Below are 18,037 nucleotides of genomic sequence, written 5' to 3'. Positions count from 1 at the left end.
AACAGACGTTTCGGGATTGATGCGTTAGCAGAGTTTCGCGCCGGCAGATGCCGCCGCACAAGGAGATAGCATGATCGTTCGTCCTGTACGCAGCAGCGATTTGCCTGCGTTGATCGAATTGGCACGCAGCACCGGCACCACCGGGCTGACCACGCTGCCGGCCAACGAAGAACGCCTGGGGCATCGCGTTGGTTGGGCGGAAAAAAGCTTCCGCGGTGAAGCGGAGCGTGGCGACACCGACTACCTGTTCGTGCTGGAAAACGACGAAGGCCTGGTGGTGGGCATCAGTGCCATTGCCGGTGCCGTAGGTCTGCGCGAGCCGTGGTACAACTACCGGGTCGGCCTTACGGTCAGCGCCTCGCAGGAGCTGAAGATCTACCGCGAAATCCCGACGCTGTTCCTGGCCAACGACCTGACCGGCAATTCCGAGCTGTGCTCGCTGTTCCTGCGCAGCGACTACCGCTCTGGCCTCAATGGCCGCCTGCTGTCGCGCGCACGTATGCTGTTCATTGCCGAGTTCCCAGAGTTGTTCGGCAAGAAGATCATTGCCGAAATGCGCGGTATGTCTGACGAACAGGGCCGTTCACCTTTCTGGGAAAGCCTGGGCCGGCACTTCTTCAAGATGGAGTTCAGCCAGGCCGACTACTTGACGGGCGTGGGCAACAAGTCGTTCATTGCCGAACTGATGCCCAAGTTCCCGCTGTACACCTGCTTCCTGTCCGAGGCAGCGCGCAACGTGATCGGCCGCGTGCACAAAGACACCGAGCCGGCGCTGGCGATGCTCAAGCAGGAGGGCTTCAACTACCAGGGCTACGTCGATATCTTCGATGCAGGCCCGGCCATCGAATGCGACACCGCCAAGATCCGCGCCGTGCGCGAGAGCCAGACCCTGGTGCTGGCGGTAGGGACGCCAGGCGATGACGCCACCCCTTTCATCATCCACAACCGCAAGCGCGACGACTGCCGTATCACGGCTGCACCTGCGCGGCTGGCAGCCGGCACCCTGGTGGTCGACCCGCTGACCGCCAAGCGCCTGCGCATGGGCGCTGGCGACAATGTGCGCGCCGTGCCGCTGTCGGCAAGCCGGGAGGCCCAGTAAATGACCACGCATTACATCGCAGGCAATTGGCAGGCCGGCCAGGGCGAAACCCTGCAGTCGCTGAACCCGGTGACGCAAGCCGTGGTCTGGCAAGGGCAGGGTGCAGAGGCCAGCCAGGTGGATGCTGCCGTGCAGGCAGCGCGGCAAGCCTTCCCTGCTTGGGCGCAGTTGAGTCTGGAGGCGCGTATTGATGTGCTGGAGAAGTTTGCCGCGCAGTTGAAAGTGCATGCCGAAGCCATGGCCCAGTGCATTGGCGAGGAAACCGGGAAGCCGCTGTGGGAATCGGCGACCGAAGTCACCAGCATGATCAACAAGGTCGCGATTTCGGTACAAAGCTACCGCGAGCGCACCGGTGAAAAGAGCGGCCCGCTGGCCGATGCCACGGCCGTTCTGCGGCACAAGCCCCACGGTGTGGTGGCGGTGTTCGGCCCCTACAACTTCCCCGGGCACCTGCCCAATGGCCATATCGTGCCGGCGCTTTTGGCAGGTAACTGTGTGGTGTTCAAGCCCAGCGAGCTGACCCCCAAGGTCGCTGAGCTGACCGTCAATTGCTGGATTGCCGCCGGCCTGCCGGCGGGTGTGCTGAACCTGGTACAGGGCGCGCGCGAAACCGGTGTGGCGCTGGCCGCCAACCCGGGTATCGATGGCCTGTTCTTCACCGGCTCCAGCCGCACCGGCAACCTTCTGCATCAACAGTTCGCCGGGCGCCCAGACAAGATCCTGGCCCTGGAAATGGGTGGCAACAACCCGCTGGTGGTGGATGAGGTCAAGGACCTGGACGCGGCGGTGTACACCATTATCCAGTCGGCGTTCATTTCCGCCGGCCAGCGTTGCACCTGCGCGCGTCGCCTGCTGGTGCCGCAAGGGAGCTGGGGCGATGCGCTGATCGCGCGCCTGGTCGACGTGTGCAAAACCATCACGGTGGGGGCGTTCGATGAACAGCCGGCGCCGTTCATGGGGTCGGTGATTTCGCTGCAGGCAGCGCGGGCGCTGATTGCAGCTCAGGCCGAATTGGCCGCCAAAGGTGGCGTGAAGCTGCTGGAAATGACCCAACCACAGGCCGATGCCGCACTGCTGACCCCTGGCATCATCGATGTCACTGCCGTGGATGAGCGCCCGGACGAGGAGTTCTTCGGCCCGCTGCTGCAGGTGATCCGCTACGTCGACTTCGATGCTGCGATCGATGAAGCCAACAACACCCAGTACGGCCTGGCCGCTGGTTTGTTGTCCGATTCGCGCGCCCGCTACCAGTACTTCTGGCTGCGCAGCCGCGCCGGCATCGTCAACTGGAACAAACAGCTGACCGGTGCCGCCAGCAGTGCGCCGTTCGGTGGCGTGGGTGCCAGTGGCAACCATCGCGCCAGTGCCTATTACGCGGCTGACTACTGCGCTTACCCCGTGGCTTCGCTGGAGACTGCCAGCCTTGCCTTGCCGGCGACCCTGACGCCGGGCGTCACCCTATAACAACAGGTCACGGAGCCTAGCCGATGAAATCCTATGAAGTGAATTTTGATGGCCTGGTGGGGCCAACCCACAACTATGGCGGCCTGTCCTACGGCAACGTGGCTTCGCAGAGCAACAGCCAGCAGGGGTCCAACCCGCGTGAGGCGGCGCGCCAGGGCCTGGCGAAGATGAAAGCGCTGGCCGACATGGGCTTCAAGCAAGGTGTGCTGGCGCCGCAGGAGCGCCCGGATGTGGCCGCGCTGCGCCGCCTGGGGTTCAGCGGCAGTGATGCCGAAGTCATCCAGCGCGCCGCCGCCGATGCCATGCCGCTGCTGGTGGCCAGTTGCTCGGCTTCGAGCATGTGGGTGGCCAACGCCGCAACCGTAAGCCCCAGTGCCGACACTGCGGACGGCCGCGTGCACTTCACTGCCGCCAACCTCAACTGCAAATACCACCGCAGCATCGAGCATCCGACCACCAGCCGGGTGCTGGGCGCCATGTTCAACAACGAGAAACACTTTGCCCACCACCCGGCGCTGCCTGCCGTGGCACAGTTCGGTGACGAGGGCGCGGCCAACCACACGCGCTTCTGCAGTGCCTATGGCGAGGCGGGTGTGGAGTTCTTCGTATACGGCCGCAGTGCCTTCGACAGCCGTTACCCGGCGCCGCAGAAGTACCCGGCGCGGCAAACCCTGGAGGCCTCTCAGGCCGTGGCTCGGCTGCACGGCCTGAGCGATGACGGCGTGGTCTACGCTCAACAGAACCCGGCGGTGATTGACCAGGGTGTGTTCCACAATGATGTGATTTCGGTGGGTAACGGCGAAGTGCTGTTCTACCACGAGGACGCGTTCCTCGAGACTGACGCAGTGCTTGGCCAGCTGCGAGCTAAACTGGCCAGCAAGGGTGGCAACTTCCAGGCCATCTGCGTGCCACGGGCAGCGGTGACGGTTGAGGACGCGGTGCGTTCCTACCTGTTCAACAGCCAGCTGCTAAGCCGCGACGATGGTTCCATGCTGCTGGTGGTGCCGGAAGAGTGCCGCAACAACGAGCGGGTCTGGGCCTACCTGGGCCAGTTGACCAGCCAGGGCGGCCCGGTGAATGAGGTCAAGATATTCGACCTCAAGCAGAGCATGCAGAACGGCGGTGGCCCGGCCTGCCTGCGTTTGCGCGTGGCTTTGAAGGAAACGGAACTGGCAGCGGTCAATCAAGGCGTTATCATGACGGCCTCGCTGTATGACACGCTGCTGCAGTGGGTCGACAGGCATTACCGCGATCGCCTTGGCGAAGCAGACCTGGCCGACCCGCAATTGCTGGTGGAATGCCGTACGGCACTGGACGAATTGACCCAGATCCTGAAGTTGGGCTCGGTGTATCCGTTCCAACGCCAACCTTGAAGAGAGACTTTGTAATGACCGACGCCCTGCGCCTGATCCTTGAAGATGAAGACGGCACCCAGCTGGAAACTTCCTGCACCCGCTTTGCCGTGGTCTGGCAAGGCAAGGAAGTGTGGATTCAGCAAGACGGCCGTGGCCAGTTGCTGATCGGTGTGGATGTCGAGGAAGACGACACCGAATATGCCAACCTGCTGCTGCGCCCGATGGCCACCAACCTGGTCAGCCTGCAGCTGGAAATGGAGCCGGCGGAGCTTGGCGAAGGCGACGATCACGTCCATGGCCCTGACTGCGGCCACCACCACTAAGGAAGTACCTATGCTCGCCCTTGGCAAATTGCTTGAGCTGACCCTCACCGATCACGAACCGGCCGAGAAGACCCAAGTGACACCCAAGGGCGCGCGTTTGCGCTGGCTGGGGGAGGGTGCGCTTGAAGTGCGCCCGGCTGAAAGCGAGGATTGCGGGCTGGATTTGCTGCTGTCCGCCGGCATTCATGGCAACGAGACGGCGCCGATCGAATTGCTGGAGCGGCTGCTGCACGGCGTGGCCAACGGCAAGATCAAACCCAGGGCGCGCCTGCTGTTCCTGTTCGGCAACCCGGTGGCAATCCGCAAGGGCGAGCGCTTCATCGAGCAGGACATCAACCGCCTTTTCAATGGCCGTCACGAGCTTTCCAGCGGTTTCGAGGCGTTGCGCGCCGCTGAGCTGGAACAGTTTGCCAGGGTGTTCTTCAGCAAGCCGGGGCGCAGCCGGCTGCATTACGACCTGCATACGGCCATCCGTGGTTCGAAGATCGAACAATTCGCCTTGTATCCCTATAAAGAAGGGCGCAAGCACTCCCGTCGCGAACTGGCGCGCCTGGCGGCGGCGGGTATGGAAGCGGTGTTGCTGCAAAGCAAGTCGTCCATCACCTTCAGCGCATTCACCTATGAACAGCTGGATGCCGAAGCCTTCACGCTGGAACTGGGCAAGGCCCGCCCGTTCGGCCAGAACGAGCAGGTCAACCTCGACAAGCTGGAAGAGCGGCTGATCCGCATCATCGAGGCGACCGAACCAGAAGGCGAAAGCTCGCTGGATGGCCTGCAACTGTTCAGTGTTTCCCGTGAAATCATCAAGCACAGCGACAGCTTCCACCTGCACCTGCCGGCGGATATCGAAAACTTCTCCGAGCTGAGCAAGGGCTACCTGCTGGCCGAAGACCTGGCCGAGATGCGCTGGGTGGTCGAGGAGGAGGGCGCGCGCATCATCTTCCCCAACCCCAAGGTCAGGAACGGTTTGCGCGCCGGTATCCTGATTGTGCCGGATTCGGGGCAGCGGCTAGGCTGATGCGCTATGGCTGCTGCTGTGGGAGTCGCTTTTTGGGGAGCGGCCTTGCGTGATGATTCCCATGAAACTCTTTTAATTCACCGCCTGTTCCATTTTCCCTTCCCATAAGCGGTAATTGGCTTGCCAGTGGCGAAACACAGGATTTAGCATCCGGTCATGTCATTTTCGTTTGCATAGCCCGAAAAACCGTCCAAACGACAGTTTCTATCGTATAAACACACTGCATCGAGCTTGCAGGACCGATATAATGCGGCCCTTTGCCGTCGTTTCGTCGACGTGTTTGCCCAACAGGGCCGCCGTTTCCGTGGAAGAACCTATGAAAAGCGCAGAAATCCGTGAAGCCTTCCTTCGCTTCTTCGAAGAGCAAGGCCATACCCGAGTCGCCTCCAGTTCGCTGATCCCGAACAACGACCCGACCCTGCTGTTCACCAACGCAGGCATGAACCAGTTCAAGGACTGCTTCCTCGGTGCAGAGAAGCGCGCCTACACCCGCGCCGTCAGCAGCCAGAAGTGCGTGCGCGCCGGTGGCAAGCACAACGACCTGGAAAACGTCGGTTACACCGCGCGTCACCACACCTTCTTCGAAATGCTGGGCAACTTCAGCTTCGGTGACTATTTCAAGCGCGATGCCATCACCTTCGCCTGGACCTTCCTGACCTCGGAGCAGTGGCTGAACCTGCCCAAGGAAAAGCTCTGGGTCACTGTCTACGCCACTGACGACGAAGCCTACGACATCTGGACCAAGGAAGTCGGCGTGCCGGCCGAGCGCATGGTGCGCATCGGCGACAACAAAGGCGCCCCGTACGCCTCCGACAACTTCTGGACCATGGGCGACACTGGCCCGTGCGGCCCATGCACCGAGATCTTCTACGACCACGGCCCGGACATCTGGGGCGGCCCACCCGGCTCGCCAGAAGAAGACGGCGACCGCTACATCGAGATCTGGAACAACGTCTTCATGCAGTTCAACCGCACCGCCGATGGCGTGCTGCACCCGCTGCCAGCGCCGTCGGTGGACACCGGCATGGGCCTGGAGCGCGTCAGCGCCGTGCTGCAGCACGTGCACTCGAACTACGAGATCGACCTGTTCCAGAACCTGCTGGCGGCCGCGGCCAAGGCCATCGGTTGCAGCAATGACGGCCAGGCCTCGCTGAAAGTCGTCGCCGACCACATTCGTTCCTGCGGCTTCCTGATTGCCGACGGTGTGCTGCCGTCCAACGAAGGCCGTGGCTACGTGCTGCGCCGCATCATTCGCCGCGCTTGCCGTCACGGTAACAAGCTGGGCGCCAAGGGCAGCTTCTTCTACCAGATCGTTGCGGCACTGGCTGCTGAAATGGGCGAAGCCTTCCCGGAACTGAAGAGCCAGCAAGCGCACATCGAGCGCGTGCTCAAGGCCGAAGAAGAGCAGTTCGCCAAGACCCTGGAGCAGGGCCTGCGTATCCTCGAGCAAGACCTGGCCCAGCTCAAAGGTGACGTGGTGCCGGGCGACGTGGTGTTCAAGCTGTACGACACCTACGGCTTCCCGATGGACCTGACTGCCGACATTGCCCGTGAGCGTGAGCTGACCATCGACGAAGCCGGCTTCGAGCGCGAGATGGATGCCCAGCGTGAGCGTGCCCGTTCCGCCAGCGCCTTCGGCATGGATTACAACAGCCTGGTTAAAGTCGACAGCGCCACCGAATTCCTCGGTTACGACGCCACCGAAGCCCAAGGCAAGATCATTGCCCTGTACAAGGACGGCCAGGCCGTCGACCAGTTGGGTGAAGGCGAGCAGGGCGTGGTCGTGCTCGACCGCACGCCGTTCTACGCCGAGTCCGGCGGCCAGGTGGGTGATACCGGCTTCCTGCAGGCTGGCGCTGCACGCTTCGACGTGCGCGACACCACCAAAACTGGCGGTGCCTTCCTGCACCACGGTGTGGTCGCCAGCGGTGCGCTGGTGATCGGTTCGCCAGTCGAGGCCAAGGTCGATGCCGACGTGCAGCATGCCACCTCGCTGAACCACTCCGCCACTCACCTGTTGCACGAAGCGCTGCGTCAGGTATTGGGCGAGCACGTGCAGCAGAAGGGCTCGCTGGTCGACAGCCAGCGCCTGCGTTTCGACTTCAGCCATTTCGAAGCGCTGAAGCCAGAGCAGATCAAGCAACTGGAAGACATCGTCAACCGCGAAGTGCGCAAGAACACTGCCGTTGAAACCGAACTGACCGACATCGAAACCGCCAAGGCCAAAGGCGCCATGGCGCTGTTCGGCGAGAAGTACGGCGACACTGTGCGCGTGTTGAGCATGGGCGGCGATTTCTCGGTGGAGCTGTGCGGCGGTATCCACGCCAAGCGCACCGGTGACATCAGCCTGTTCAAGATCATCAGCGAAGGCGGCGTGGCCTCTGGCGTGCGCCGTATCGAAGCGGTAACCGGCGCCGCTGCGCTGGCCTACCTGAACGCTGCCGAAGAGCAGGTCAAGGAAGCCGCGCAACTGGTCAAAGGCAGCCGCGACAACCTGATCGACAAGCTGTCGGCTGTGCTTGAGCGCAACCGCCAGCTGGAGAAGCAGCTTGAACAACTGCAGGCCAAGGCCGCCAGCGCCGCCGGGGACGATCTCTCCAACGCGGCCGTTGAGGTCAAAGGTGCCAAGGTGCTCGCCGCCCGCCTGGATGGGCAGGACGGCAAGGCCCTGCTGGCCCTGGTCGATCAGCTGAAGAACAAGCTCGGCCACGCAGTGATCCTGCTGGGCAGCGAGCATGAGGGCAAGGTCGTGCTGGTGGCCGGCGTGACCAAGGACCTCTCCAGCCAACTCAAGGCTGGCGATCTGATGAAACAAGCCGCTGCGGCGGTGGGTGGCAAGGGCGGTGGCCGTCCGGACATGGCCCAGGGTGGTGGCGTCGACGTCGCCGCGCTGGACCAGGCCCTGGCGCTGGCCGTGCCATTCGCAGAGCAGGGACTTTGAGATGAAGGGGCCGGTGGTCTAGTCACCGGCCTCTTCATGTTGGATTGTTTTTTGGGGCCCTGTATGGGCTGAGGCACCATTGAAATGGCGTTGATCGTACAGAAATTTGGCGGCACCTCTGTCGGTTCCATCGAGCGGATCGAGCAGGTAGCCGAAAAGGTCAAGAAACACCGTGAGGCAGGCGACGACCTGGTGATTGTGCTGTCGGCCATGAGCGGTGAAACCAATCGCCTGATCGACCTGGCCAAGCAGATTACCGATCAGCCGGTTCCTCGTGAGCTGGATGTGATCGTGTCGACCGGTGAGCAGGTCACCATTGCCCTGCTGACCATGGCCTTGATCAAGCGTGGTGTGCCAGCGGTGTCCTACACCGGCAACCAGGTGCGCATTCTCACCGACAGCTCGCACAACAAGGCGCGCATCCTGCAGATCGACGACCAGAAAATTCGTGCCGACCTCAAGGAAGGCCGCGTGGTCGTGGTTGCAGGTTTCCAGGGCGTCGACGAGCACGGCAGCATCACCACCCTGGGCCGTGGCGGCTCCGACACCACCGGCGTGGCCCTGGCGGCGGCGCTGAAGGCTGATGAGTGCCAGATCTACACCGATGTCGATGGCGTCTACACCACCGACCCGCGCGTCGTGCCGCAGGCCCAGCGCCTGGAGAAGATCACCTTCGAAGAGATGCTGGAAATGGCCAGCCTCGGTTCCAAGGTGCTGCAGATCCGCTCGGTGGAGTTCGCCGGCAAATACAACGTTCCGCTGCGCGTGCTGCACAGCTTCAAGGAGGGTCCGGGTACCCTCATTACCATTGATGAAGAGGAATCCATGGAACAGCCGATCATTTCCGGTATCGCCTTCAACCGTGATGAAGCCAAGCTGACCATTCGCGGCGTGCCGGACACCCCGGGCGTGGCCTTCAAGATCCTCGGCCCGATCAGTGCTTCGAACATCGAAGTCGACATGATCGTGCAGAACGTTGCCCACGATAACACCACCGACTTCACCTTCACCGTACACCGCAACGAGTACGAGAAGGCGCAAAGCGTGCTGGAAAACACTGCCCGCGAAATCGGTGCCCGTGAAGTGATCGGCGACACCAAGATCGCCAAGGTCTCGATCGTTGGCGTCGGCATGCGTTCGCACGCCGGTGTCGCCAGCCGCATGTTCGAAGCGCTGGCCAAGGAAAGTATCAACATCCAGATGATCTCCACCTCCGAAATCAAGGTTTCGGTAGTGATCGAAGAGAAGTACCTGGAGCTGGCCGTACGCGCGCTGCACACCGCGTTCGAGCTGGACGCCCCTGCCCGACAGGGCGAGTAAGGCGCTGCCTGGAAGGGCGCGGCTTGCCGCGCCCTTCGCGTTTCTGCTCGTTGCACAGGCCCTGTCCTGGCCTGTGCAGCGAGTAACCGGGGCTAAGGTCGTCGTCCACGACCCTGCCTCGAAACCCAAGACTGTTACCCCTGAATGTTTCGCGTAAGGAGAAAGCTATGTTGATTCTGACTCGTCGGTGCGCCGAGAGCCTGATCATTGGAGACGGCGAGATCACCGTGACGGTGCTTGGCGTCAAAGGCAACCAGGTGCGTATTGGCGTCAGCGCCCCGAAAGAAGTGGCTGTTCACCGCGAGGAAATCTACCTGCGGATCAAGAAAGAGAAGGATGAAGAGCCAAGCCTTTAATTTTTTTGAAGTTTTTTTCAAAAAAAGGGTTGCAAAGGTGAAAGAGGTTCTTTAATATTCGCCTCGTGTTGCGGTGAGGTGGCCGAGTGGCCGAAGGCGCTCCCCTGCTAAGGGAGTATACCTCATAAGGGTATCGGGGGTTCGAATCCCCCCTTCACCGCCATTATTTGCGTAGGGCGCTGTAAACGGTAAGAACGCTAAGTAGTTGATTTTAAACGAAAACGTTCTTGCAAAAATGTTTCAGCGACCTATAATGCGCGGCAAGACATGGACTCATAGCTCAGCTGGATAGAGTACTCGGCTACGAACCGAGCGGTCGCAGGTTCGAATCCTGCTGAGTCCACCACTTTTGAAGTGGCTTTGTTTGCAAGGCTACTTCAATCAACCAGCGGTAGCTGGTCTAAAACTACCATTTGTGGACTCATAGCTCAGCTGGATAGAGTACTCGGCTACGAACCGAGCGGTCGCAGGTTCGAATCCTGCTGAGTCCACCACTTTCTTGAAATGGCTTTGCTTGCAAGGCTACTTCAATCAACCAGTGGTAACTGGTTTAAAACTACCAAATGTGGACTCATAGCTCAGCTGGATAGAGTACTCGGCTACGAACCGAGCGGTCGCAGGTTCGAATCCTGCTGAGTCCACCACTTTCTTGAAATGGCTCTGCTTGCAAGGCCACTTCAGTCAACCAGCGGTAACTGGTTTAAAACTACCAATTGTGGACTCATAGCTCAGCTGGATAGAGTACTCGGCTACGAACCGAGCGGTCGCAGGTTCGAATCCTGCTGAGTCCACCATATCCCATCAAGAAGCCCGCTCAATCGAGCGGGCTTTTTGTTTTTCTGCAGCGCTGAATTGTTGCTCATGTCGATCTACGCTCTTCTGTAATGATTGTGGTGTAGCTTGGCGCCGCGCGCGGCACCCTAAATCAAATGTGCTTTCCCATCCACGACAACCGTCGCACTCATAGCTTCGAGCGTTGTCCCAGCTTTATCGCGCAAACGATTGTTCTAGCCAAAAATTTAAGCGATCTGACAGCTTTAGCAGTGTATGATTGCGCCCGTCAGCCCCGCCGGGGCTTGTGGAAAACCACCATGGACTTACCCAGTAGTTACTCGCTAACAAGATTCATACAGAAAGATCTGACCGATTGATTCTCCCGGCGTGCTCCGCTGCTGGGAGTGGAGTTCGCCTATGACTGAAGTAGAAGTAAAAAAAGCGCAAGAAAGCCTGCAGGATCGCCTGGCCCAGGTGGTCGAACTGCTGCAGCGTCAGCGCGTGGTCGAAGACCTGACCCATCGCCAGGAAGGCGCGCACAACGACCTGGTGGAAAACCTGGTCCACCGCCAGAACCTCGTCGAGCTGCAACGCAAGCTCGATGACCTGCACCCCGCTGACATCGCCTACATCCTCGAAGCCTTGCCCCTGGAAGACCGCCTGACGGTCTGGCAGCTGGTGCGCTCGGATCGCGATGGCGACATCCTGCTTGAAGTTTCCGACTCGGTTCGCCAATCCCTGATCGCCGACATGGACGATCACGAGCTGCTGGCTGCTGCCAAGGAGATGGACGCCGACGAGCTGGCCGACCTGGCCCCTGAGCTGCCGCGTGACGTTGTTCACGAGCTGATGGAAACCCTCGATGCCCAGCAGCGCGAACGCGTACGTTCGGCGTTGAGCTACGACGAGGAGCAGGTCGGTGCGTTGATGGACTTCGAGATGGTCACCATCCGCGAAGACGTCAGCCTGGAAGTGGTGCTGCGCTACCTGCGCCGCCTGAAAGAGCTGCCGAACCACACCGACAAACTGTTCGTGGTCGATTACGACGGCATCCTCAAGGGGGTACTGCCGATCAAGCGCCTGCTGGTCAACGACCCCGAGAAGAAGGTGGCGGAGGTCATGGCGACCGACCCGGTTTCCTTCCAGCCCGAGGAAGATGCCTATGATGCGGCGCAGGCTTTCGAGCGTTATGACCTGGTATCGGCACCCGTAGTAGACAAGAGCGAGCGCCTGATTGGTCGTTTGACCATTGATGAGATGGTCGACCTGATCCGTGAGGAGAGCGAGAGCGAAGTCCTCAACATGGCGGGTCTGCGTGAAGAAGAAGATATTTTCGCTTCGGTGTGGCGTTCGTTTCGCAACCGTTGGGCATGGCTGGCGATCAATCTGATTACCGCCTTTGTGGCTTCGCGAGTGATCGGGCTGTTTGAAGGGTCGATTGAAAAACTGGTGGCGTTGGCTGCGTTGATGCCGATCGTTGCGGGCATTGGTGGCAACTCGGGTAACCAGACCATCACCATGATCGTGCGCGCCATGGCGCTGGACCAGGTGTCGCCAGGCAACACCAGCCGCCTGATGCGCAAGGAGTTGGCGGTGTCGCTGATCAACGGCCTGGTGTGGGGTGGTGTGATCGGTGCGGTGGCGTTCTGGCTGTATGGCAGCTGGTCACTGGGGGTGGTGATGACCGCCGCGATGACCTTGAACCTGTTGCTGGCGGCGCTGATGGGGGTGCTGATCCCGATGACATTGGCCCGCTTGGGGCGCGACCCGGCAATGGGGGCGAGTGTGATGATCACTGCCGTAACCGACAGCGGCGGATTCTTCATCTTCCTTGGCCTGGCTACGCTGTTCCTGCTGTAGGTCGTTTTTCCCCTGTGGGGGCAACCCCCGCAGGGATATGTTGCTGCCAGTCAGTCACCCACAAAAAAGCCAGCTTACGCTGGCTTTTTCATGTTCGCTGCAAACCTCAGGAAGCGTCGGTGGCCATTTCCACATCGTGAGCGATGAGGGCGACCAGGGCGTTTTGCTGGCGGTGGGAAAGTTGGCGGAAGCGCTGCAGCAACTCGCGCTCATGCAGGGACAGTTCAGGGCTGTCCAGGCGCATGCTCAACTCGTCACCCAGCGCGCCTTCCTGGATAAGGCTCTGTTCCAGGCGCGCGATAATCTCGGAGTTCATGCTGCGGTGATGGTTGCGCGCTACCTCGGCAATGCGCTCACGCATCCCGTCTGGCAGGCGGACGACAAACTTGTCAGCGGTGCGGCTGGAATAAATAGCCTGTTTCATTGGGCGCATATAAATTGACCGGAGTTTGGTTCAGGGGAAGCGGTTCTCAAATTGGCCGCACGGGATGGAAGTACGACCGTGGCGACGACAAAATGTTCAACCGTCAGTGAAAAATGGATGCTCATCTTGCCTCATGGTCGCCGTTTCCTTGGCGTCAATTCTGTGACAAATAGTGAGCCGGATAAAGGCTTTATGCCAGTACCAATTATCAGAAATGAGCACTGGTTTGAAAAGTTTTACATACTCCGGCTTGCCTGACCGTCAGTCTTTTGCCGTCAAAAACTGGTAAAACACAGCAAAAGGCCTGGAAAACCCCTAGAATGCGCCGGTTTCCCTTTCATAGAGCATAGTGGCTATGCAACATGACGCAAGCGACCACCGATCAGGGACGGGCCGGTTGATATTTCTGATAGGACCGTCGGGGGCGGGGAAAGATTCCCTGATCGACGCTTCGCGTGAGCGGTTGGAAGCAGCCGGGGTGGAAATTGCCCGTCGCGTCATTACGCGCTCGGCCGAAGCCAAAGGCGAAGCCGCTCAAGGTGTCACGCCCGAACAGTTTGAAGCCTTGCGGGCGCAGGGTGAATTTGCCATGCACTGGCGGGCCAATGGCCTGGACTACGGCATTCCTCGGCAGGTGGACCAGTGGCTGGCGGCGGGCAGGTCGGTGTTGGTGAATGGCTCGCGGGCTTATCTGGCAGAGGCTCGTCAGCGCTATCCGGACTTGCTGGCCGTGATGGTCGAGGTCAAGCCGGAGGTACTGCGCCAGCGCTTGTTGGCCCGGGGCCGGGAAACCGCAGATGAAGTGGAACAGCGTCTGGCACGCAGCGTTCGCTTGCGTACGGCAACAGACCCGTCGGTGCATGTGCTGGACAACTCCACTGCACTGGAGGTGGCTGTCGCGGGGCTTTTCGCGTTGCTGTGCGACGAGGGTGTGTTACCTCGGGCATAGCGCTTCCAGAAAAGGATTACGCGAAAAAGCCCGGCGCAGACATGACAAATGCCAGCATGCTGGTTAACATGCTTGCCGTCCCGCTGTGCAGCGCTTGCTGCCGGTGCTTGCGTCTCAGTAGCTCAATTGGATAGAGCATCCCCCTCCTAAGGGGAAGGTTGCAGGTTCAATTCCTGCCTGGGACGCCATTTCTACCCGTTCCTACACACCCGCCTCACATCCATTGCAACGCGCGATGGTGATTCCATTTGCCCGCGGTCAATGCGCGGCAATCCCCTTGCTCTCAGTTGGTCGCCAGCTTGCCGGTCAGGCGCTGACGCATCACGAAGTACCCCGCCACGACCAGCAGCACCGTCAGCACCGTGAACCAGAACTGGAAGCGCGACGCCGGTTCGAACGCCTGAGTGCCGATCACCGTCAGCAAGGCGAGCAGCGCAACGATGTTGGCATACGGGAACAGCCAGGCGCGGAAGGCGTTCGGGTCGATCGCTTCGTGGCGGGTTTTCCAGCGCATGGCAACATGGGCGATGATGATGAAGATCCATACGACCATCACCAGGCTGCCGGTGCTCTTGGCCAGGGTCATGAACAGGTCGCCGCCGCTGACAAAGTGCACGGTCAGGATCAGGGTGCAGATCGACAGGCTCAGCAGCAGTGCATTGATCGGCACGCCCTTGGCGCTGGTGCGCGAGAACAGTTTGGGCGCGTGACCGCGTTGGCTCAGCGAGAACAGCATGCGCGAGTTGGAGAACATGAACGAGTTCATCACCGACATGAACGAGACGAACAGCACCAGTTTCATGGCTACCGCAGCACCACCGAAACCGGCCAGGCTGAACAGTGAAACGTAGGGCGAGGCCAGGTTGGCCTTGTCGGTCCACGGCAGGCACAGGATCAGGATCGACACTGAACCCACGTAGAACAGCATCACCCGCAGGATCACGCTCTTGATCGCGCGAATCACGTTCTGCCTTGGGTTCTCCGATTCACCTGCAGCCACAGCGGCAATTTCGCTGCCGCCCAGCGAGAAGATCACCACGATCACGCCGGCCATCACCGGAGACAGGCCATTGGGCATGAAGCCGTCATGGGCGGTGAGGTTGACCAGGCCGGGCGAGGGAATGTCGCTGTGCAGGCCAAGCAGGATCGAGAGGCCCAGCAGCATGAAGATGAGGATGGTCGCCACTTTCATCGCCGCCAGCCAATACTCCACTTCGGCAAACGAACGCACCGAGTAGGCGTTGCTGGCCATCAGGGTCACCAGCATCAGGAAGGCACCCGCCCAAATCGGCAGCCAGGGCAGGAAGTCATGCAAGATCGCGCCCAGCAGCACCGCCTCGAGGGTGATGGTCATCATCGACTTGAACCAGTACAGCCAGCCAACCGCAAAGCCGGCCCAGTCGCCGAGGTAGGTGTTGGCGTAGGTCGAGAACGACCCGGCATCCGGGTTGCGGCAGGCCATTTCGCCAAGCATGAACATGACCAGGGTAACCACCAGGCCGCCAATGAAATACGACAAAATGGCCGCAGGCCCCGCCGATGCGATCAGTGAGCCTGAGCCCATGAACAGCCCTGCACCGATCACCCCACCCAGCGCGATCATGGTGATATGCCGCTGCTTGAGGCTTTGCTTCAAACTGTTGGATTGCATTTCCTTGTCCTCTCTTATTATGGGGGGATCCGATAACGTCCCCCAACGCAGGCATCGTCATGCGCCTGCGTCCACGCGTGGCAAGTAGCTACCAGCCTGCCACCATGGACAATAAGGCCAAGGACCTCAAACGAATTCTGTGCAGAACATCCTGCCGATTTTTCCTGAGGGCTGTTTGTGGCTATAGCCCCCAGTGCTTGAGCGCCCATAACACGCCCATGCCCACTACCAGTGTCAGCAACGTACTACGCGTGCGCCACGCCACCAGTGCCGCCAGTACCGCCGCCGGTATCTGCGGGTTCATCCAGTCGAACCCGGCATGACGGTCCGGGAACACCACCGCCGGTAGTACCAGTGCTGCCAGTACGCTGGCCGGCACATACGCCAGTGCCCGGCGAAACAGCGGTGGAATGCGCAGCACCGTGTGCAGTTCGATGAACGACAGGCGGATGGCGAACGTGCCCAGGCCGATCAGGGCGAAGGTTATCCATTGAGTCATTTCGCTCATGATGCTTCCTGTTCGCTGTTGGCTTCAGGCATTGCTTGCGGTGTTTTCCAGCTCTCGATAACCAGCCCGGCGGTGATGCCGCCCAACGCACCCGTCAGCAGGCCGAGGTTGTACGGCAGGTCGGCTGCCAGCACGGCGAGCACACCACCGGTCAGCGCCGCGCCAAGCGTGGCTGCATTGCGTATGCCGGGTATCAACAGGGCCAGGAACGACAGGGGGATGGCGAAACCCAGCGACCAGTCTTCCGGAATGCCCGCGCCCAGGTACATACCAGCCAGCACCGAGAGGTTCCAGCCGAAGAACATGGTGATAGCCGTACCGGCGTAGTAGGGGTAGGCATGCTGCCCCAGCCCACCCGCGCCGATCTTCAGCGTGCACAGGGCGAACGACTGGTCGGACAGCATGTAGGCCATCGGCCATTTTTGCCGGCGCGGCAGCTGCCCCAGGTGCGGGGCCAGGCTGGCGCTGTACATCAGGAAGCGCAGGTTGATGACCAGCGCGGTAACCACCATGGTCACCGGGAGGGCGGCGTTCTGCATCAACTGCATTACCACCATCTGCGCCGACCCGGAATAGAACAGCAGGGTCATGCCGATGGCATCGGACGGTGACAGGCCCATGCCGATGGCGGTGACCCCGGTGATCAGGCCAAAGGGCACGATGCCAGAGGTCAAGGGCAGGGCGTTGTGGGCACCCTGCCTGAACGCTTGGGTCCCGCTGTTGTACGGCATTTGAGTTCCTTGAAGGTGTTCGGACAGTGCCAGTCAGGCAGCTCCACGTTAATGCGTGTGACAGTTGGTCACAACGTCAAATTCTTGGAATGGTAGGCCCGAAAAAATAGGCCTGAAGCCGTGTACCTCGATAGCCCCACCCGTCATGCCCTGTCACTCAATGCCTTGCGAGCCTTTGAAGCGTCTGCGCGCCTGGGCGGCTTTGCCCGTGCCGCGTTTGAACTCAAGGTAATTACCCGTGCCACCGCTGCATTGCCGATGTGGGCTGGAGTGATTGGGCGGTGTGGAGCGGTGCGCTGATGCCCGGGCACAAGTTCATCGCCCGCTCCCTCAGAGAACCGTGGCTGCCTCAGGCCAGGTTCTGCTCGGCCGACCAGCTGGCGTACCAGCTACGGAACAGCGCGTATTGCTGCTCGGCATAGTTGCGCTGGGCATCGGTCAGCACGTCGGTCTGGTTGAAGTGCAGGCTGTACTCGGTGTCGCCGTTCAGCACCATCAGGTGCTTGTAGTACAGCACCAGGTCGCAACCTTCATCGAACGACGACAGCACGGCCAGTGCCGCCTCCAGCTCGCGCGCCAGGCGGCGGGCACGGGCGTCGCCCTTGGCCGCCTGCTTGCTCAGGCTCACCAGCTGCAGCACTTCACGCGGCAGGGCGTTGCCGATGCCGGTGATGGCGCCGGTGGCGTTGCAGTTGACGAAGCCGTGCACCACTTGGGTATCCACGCCGACCATCAAGGTCACATCGTCGTCCTTGGAGGTGATGTGTTCGGCGGCATAGCGCAGGTCGGCGCCACCGCCGAATTCCTTGAAACCGATCAGGTTGGGGAACTCGCGGCGCAGCTCGAAGAACAGGTCGGCGCGGGTGGCGAAGCCGTAGTACGGGCTGTTGTAGATCACCGCTGGCAGCTTTGGTGCGGCGGCGAGAATGGCCGAGAAGTGGTGCTTCTGGGCGATCAACGAAGCGCCGCGGCTGAGCACGCGGGGGATGACCATCAGGCCGGCGGCGCCGACGCTGGCTGCGTGGGCGGCATGAGACACCGCTTCACGGGTGTTCACCGCGCCGGTGCCGACAATGGTCGGGATGCCGGCGGCCACCAGGCGCGCCACGCCTTCCTGGCGCTCGGCCTCGGTCAACAGTGGCCAGTCACCCATCGAACCGCAGTACACCACGGCGCTCATGCCGGCTTCGATGAGTTCGCGGCCTTTGCGCACCAGGGCGTCGAAGTCCGGCTTGCGCTCGGCGGTGCACGGGGTCATCAGGGC

Annotated in this window: 16 protein-coding genes, 6 tRNA genes and 1 pseudogene; 18 read left to right on the top strand and 5 right to left on the bottom strand. The window is 60.9% G+C overall.

The features are described 5' to 3' along the window. Positions 1-70: 70 nt before the first annotated feature. The 14 genes from astA to mgtE all read left to right on the top strand — a co-directional run bounded on the left by astA (position 71) and on the right by mgtE (position 12,510). On the top strand, positions 71-1,099 hold the full coding sequence (gene astA, locus DM807_RS06995) for an arginine N-succinyltransferase (protein ID WP_012273562.1): 1,029 nt from the start codon (positions 71-73) through the stop codon (positions 1,097-1,099). Continuing rightward, the gene (gene astD, locus DM807_RS06990; protein ID WP_060515757.1) at positions 1,100-2,563 is read left to right on the top strand and encodes a succinylglutamate-semialdehyde dehydrogenase; all 1,464 of its coding nucleotides are present in this window, start codon (positions 1,100-1,102) and stop codon (positions 2,561-2,563) included. It begins immediately after the preceding gene. Positions 2,564-2,586: 23 nt separating this feature from the next. After that, positions 2,587-3,936, top strand: a complete 1,350-nt coding sequence (gene astB, locus DM807_RS06985; RefSeq protein ID WP_012273560.1) for an N-succinylarginine dihydrolase — start codon at positions 2,587-2,589, stop codon at positions 3,934-3,936. Between the two features lie 14 nt (positions 3,937-3,950). After that, positions 3,951-4,241, top strand: a complete 291-nt coding sequence (locus DM807_RS06980; protein ID WP_012273559.1) for a hypothetical protein — start codon at positions 3,951-3,953, stop codon at positions 4,239-4,241. A gap of 10 nt (positions 4,242-4,251) precedes the next feature. Next, on the top strand, positions 4,252-5,259 hold the full coding sequence (gene astE / locus DM807_RS06975; protein ID WP_012273558.1) for a succinylglutamate desuccinylase: 1,008 nt from the start codon (positions 4,252-4,254) through the stop codon (positions 5,257-5,259). A 316-nt stretch (positions 5,260-5,575) separates the two neighbouring features. Beyond that, positions 5,576-8,200, top strand: coding sequence for an alanine--tRNA ligase (alaS, locus tag DM807_RS06970; RefSeq protein WP_179027195.1), 2,625 nt, complete (start codon positions 5,576-5,578; stop codon positions 8,198-8,200). An 84-nt stretch (positions 8,201-8,284) separates the two neighbouring features. Next, positions 8,285-9,520 carry an aspartate kinase gene (locus DM807_RS06965; RefSeq protein ID WP_012273556.1) on the top strand — a complete coding sequence of 412 codons (1,236 nt, stop codon included), beginning with the start codon at positions 8,285-8,287 and terminating at the stop codon, positions 9,518-9,520. A gap of 167 nt (positions 9,521-9,687) precedes the next feature. Continuing rightward, on the top strand, positions 9,688-9,876 hold the full coding sequence (gene csrA / locus DM807_RS06960) for a carbon storage regulator CsrA (RefSeq protein WP_003254503.1): 189 nt from the start codon (positions 9,688-9,690) through the stop codon (positions 9,874-9,876). A 72-nt stretch (positions 9,877-9,948) separates the two neighbouring features. Further along, a tRNA-Ser gene (locus tag DM807_RS06955) sits at positions 9,949-10,039 on the top strand. A 106-nt stretch (positions 10,040-10,145) separates the two neighbouring features. Beyond that, positions 10,146-10,222, top strand: a tRNA-Arg gene (locus DM807_RS06950). 71 nt (positions 10,223-10,293) lie between these two features. Continuing rightward, positions 10,294-10,370 (top strand) — tRNA-Arg (locus tag DM807_RS06945). A gap of 73 nt (positions 10,371-10,443) precedes the next feature. Next, positions 10,444-10,520: transfer RNA gene (locus tag DM807_RS06940), tRNA-Arg, on the top strand. 73 nt (positions 10,521-10,593) lie between these two features. Then, positions 10,594-10,670, top strand: a tRNA-Arg gene (locus DM807_RS06935). A 397-nt stretch (positions 10,671-11,067) separates the two neighbouring features. Next, entirely contained in the window at positions 11,068-12,510 is a 1,443-nt protein-coding gene (mgtE, locus tag DM807_RS06930; protein ID WP_012273555.1) for a magnesium transporter, read from the top strand. A gap of 106 nt (positions 12,511-12,616) precedes the next feature. Here mgtE and DM807_RS06925 read toward each other — a convergent pair whose 3' ends face one another. Beyond that, entirely contained in the window at positions 12,617-12,943 is a 327-nt protein-coding gene (locus DM807_RS06925; protein WP_012273554.1) for an Arc family DNA-binding protein, read from the bottom strand. Positions 12,944-13,012: 69 nt separating this feature from the next. On the opposite strand from DM807_RS06925, the gene DM807_RS06920 reads away from it, so the two are divergent. The 3 genes from DM807_RS06920 to DM807_RS06910 all read left to right on the top strand — a co-directional run bounded on the left by DM807_RS06920 (position 13,013) and on the right by DM807_RS06910 (position 14,071). Next, positions 13,013-13,192 (top strand): hypothetical protein, encoded by a 180-nt coding sequence (locus tag DM807_RS06920; RefSeq protein WP_148043785.1) that lies wholly within the window; start codon positions 13,013-13,015, stop codon positions 13,190-13,192. 97 nt (positions 13,193-13,289) lie between these two features. Beyond that, positions 13,290-13,883 (top strand): phosphonate metabolism protein/1,5-bisphosphokinase (PRPP-forming) PhnN, encoded by a 594-nt coding sequence (phnN, locus tag DM807_RS06915; protein WP_060515819.1) that lies wholly within the window; start codon positions 13,290-13,292, stop codon positions 13,881-13,883. 111 nt (positions 13,884-13,994) lie between these two features. Then, a tRNA-Arg gene (locus DM807_RS06910) sits at positions 13,995-14,071 on the top strand. Between the two features lie 95 nt (positions 14,072-14,166). Here the strand turns inward: DM807_RS06910 and DM807_RS06905 are convergent. The 3 genes from DM807_RS06905 to DM807_RS06895 form a co-directional block, all read right to left on the bottom strand. Beyond that, positions 14,167-15,534, bottom strand: coding sequence for an amino acid permease (locus DM807_RS06905; RefSeq protein ID WP_060515820.1), 1,368 nt, complete (start codon positions 15,532-15,534; stop codon positions 14,167-14,169). A 181-nt stretch (positions 15,535-15,715) separates the two neighbouring features. Further along, a complete protein-coding gene (locus DM807_RS06900; RefSeq protein ID WP_012273551.1) occupies positions 15,716-16,042 on the bottom strand; it encodes an AzlD domain-containing protein in 327 nt (108 codons plus the stop codon). Continuing rightward, the gene (locus tag DM807_RS06895) at positions 16,039-16,773 is read right to left on the bottom strand and encodes an AzlC family ABC transporter permease (RefSeq protein WP_012273550.1); all 735 of its coding nucleotides are present in this window, start codon (positions 16,771-16,773) and stop codon (positions 16,039-16,041) included. Before DM807_RS06895 ends, DM807_RS06900 begins: the two co-directional genes overlap by 4 nt. A 120-nt stretch (positions 16,774-16,893) precedes the next feature. Here DM807_RS06895 and DM807_RS27655 point away from each other — a divergent pair. After that, a pseudogene (locus tag DM807_RS27655) lies at positions 16,894-17,028 on the top strand (LysR family transcriptional regulator); the annotation flags it as partial. Positions 17,029-17,122: 94 nt separating this feature from the next. Here DM807_RS27655 and DM807_RS06885 read toward each other — a convergent pair. After that, positions 17,123-18,037, bottom strand: a 915-nt coding sequence (locus tag DM807_RS06885) for a dihydrodipicolinate synthase family protein (RefSeq protein ID WP_179027194.1), incomplete at its 5' end; no start/stop codon positions are given.

Source organism: Pseudomonas hunanensis (assembly GCF_013393325.1).
GTDB classification, from domain to species: domain Bacteria; phylum Pseudomonadota; class Gammaproteobacteria; order Pseudomonadales; family Pseudomonadaceae; genus Aquipseudomonas; species Aquipseudomonas putida_P.
This window is presented reverse-complemented; position numbering and strand designations above follow the sequence as displayed.

What these genes read in the sequence shown, in the direction of transcription:
- astB (WP_012273560.1), top strand. Translation starts at nt 2,587, where the DNA reads ATGAAATCCTATGAAGTGAATTTTGATGGCCTGGTGGGGCCAACCCAC.
- astD (WP_060515757.1), top strand. Translation starts at nt 1,100, where the DNA reads ATGACCACGCATTACATCGCAGGCAATTGGCAGGCCGGCCAGGGCGAA.
- phnN (WP_060515819.1), top strand. Translation starts at nt 13,290, where the DNA reads ATGCAACATGACGCAAGCGACCACCGATCAGGGACGGGCCGGTTGATA.
- csrA (WP_003254503.1), top strand. Translation starts at nt 9,688, where the DNA reads ATGTTGATTCTGACTCGTCGGTGCGCCGAGAGCCTGATCATTGGAGAC.
- DM807_RS06900 (WP_012273551.1), bottom strand. Translation starts at nt 16,042, where the DNA reads ATGAGCGAAATGACTCAATGGATAACCTTCGCCCTGATCGGCCTGGGC.
- astE (WP_012273558.1), top strand. Translation starts at nt 4,252, where the DNA reads ATGCTCGCCCTTGGCAAATTGCTTGAGCTGACCCTCACCGATCACGAA.
- DM807_RS06925 (WP_012273554.1), bottom strand. Translation starts at nt 12,943, where the DNA reads ATGCGCCCAATGAAACAGGCTATTTATTCCAGCCGCACCGCTGACAAG.
- DM807_RS06980 (WP_012273559.1), top strand. Translation starts at nt 3,951, where the DNA reads ATGACCGACGCCCTGCGCCTGATCCTTGAAGATGAAGACGGCACCCAG.
- DM807_RS06905 (WP_060515820.1), bottom strand. Translation starts at nt 15,534, where the DNA reads ATGCAATCCAACAGTTTGAAGCAAAGCCTCAAGCAGCGGCATATCACC.
- alaS (WP_179027195.1), top strand. Translation starts at nt 5,576, where the DNA reads ATGAAAAGCGCAGAAATCCGTGAAGCCTTCCTTCGCTTCTTCGAAGAG.
- DM807_RS06965 (WP_012273556.1), top strand. Translation starts at nt 8,285, where the DNA reads ATGGCGTTGATCGTACAGAAATTTGGCGGCACCTCTGTCGGTTCCATC.
- DM807_RS06895 (WP_012273550.1), bottom strand. Translation starts at nt 16,773, where the DNA reads ATGCCGTACAACAGCGGGACCCAAGCGTTCAGGCAGGGTGCCCACAAC.
- astA (WP_012273562.1), top strand. Translation starts at nt 71, where the DNA reads ATGATCGTTCGTCCTGTACGCAGCAGCGATTTGCCTGCGTTGATCGAA.
- mgtE (WP_012273555.1), top strand. Translation starts at nt 11,068, where the DNA reads ATGACTGAAGTAGAAGTAAAAAAAGCGCAAGAAAGCCTGCAGGATCGC.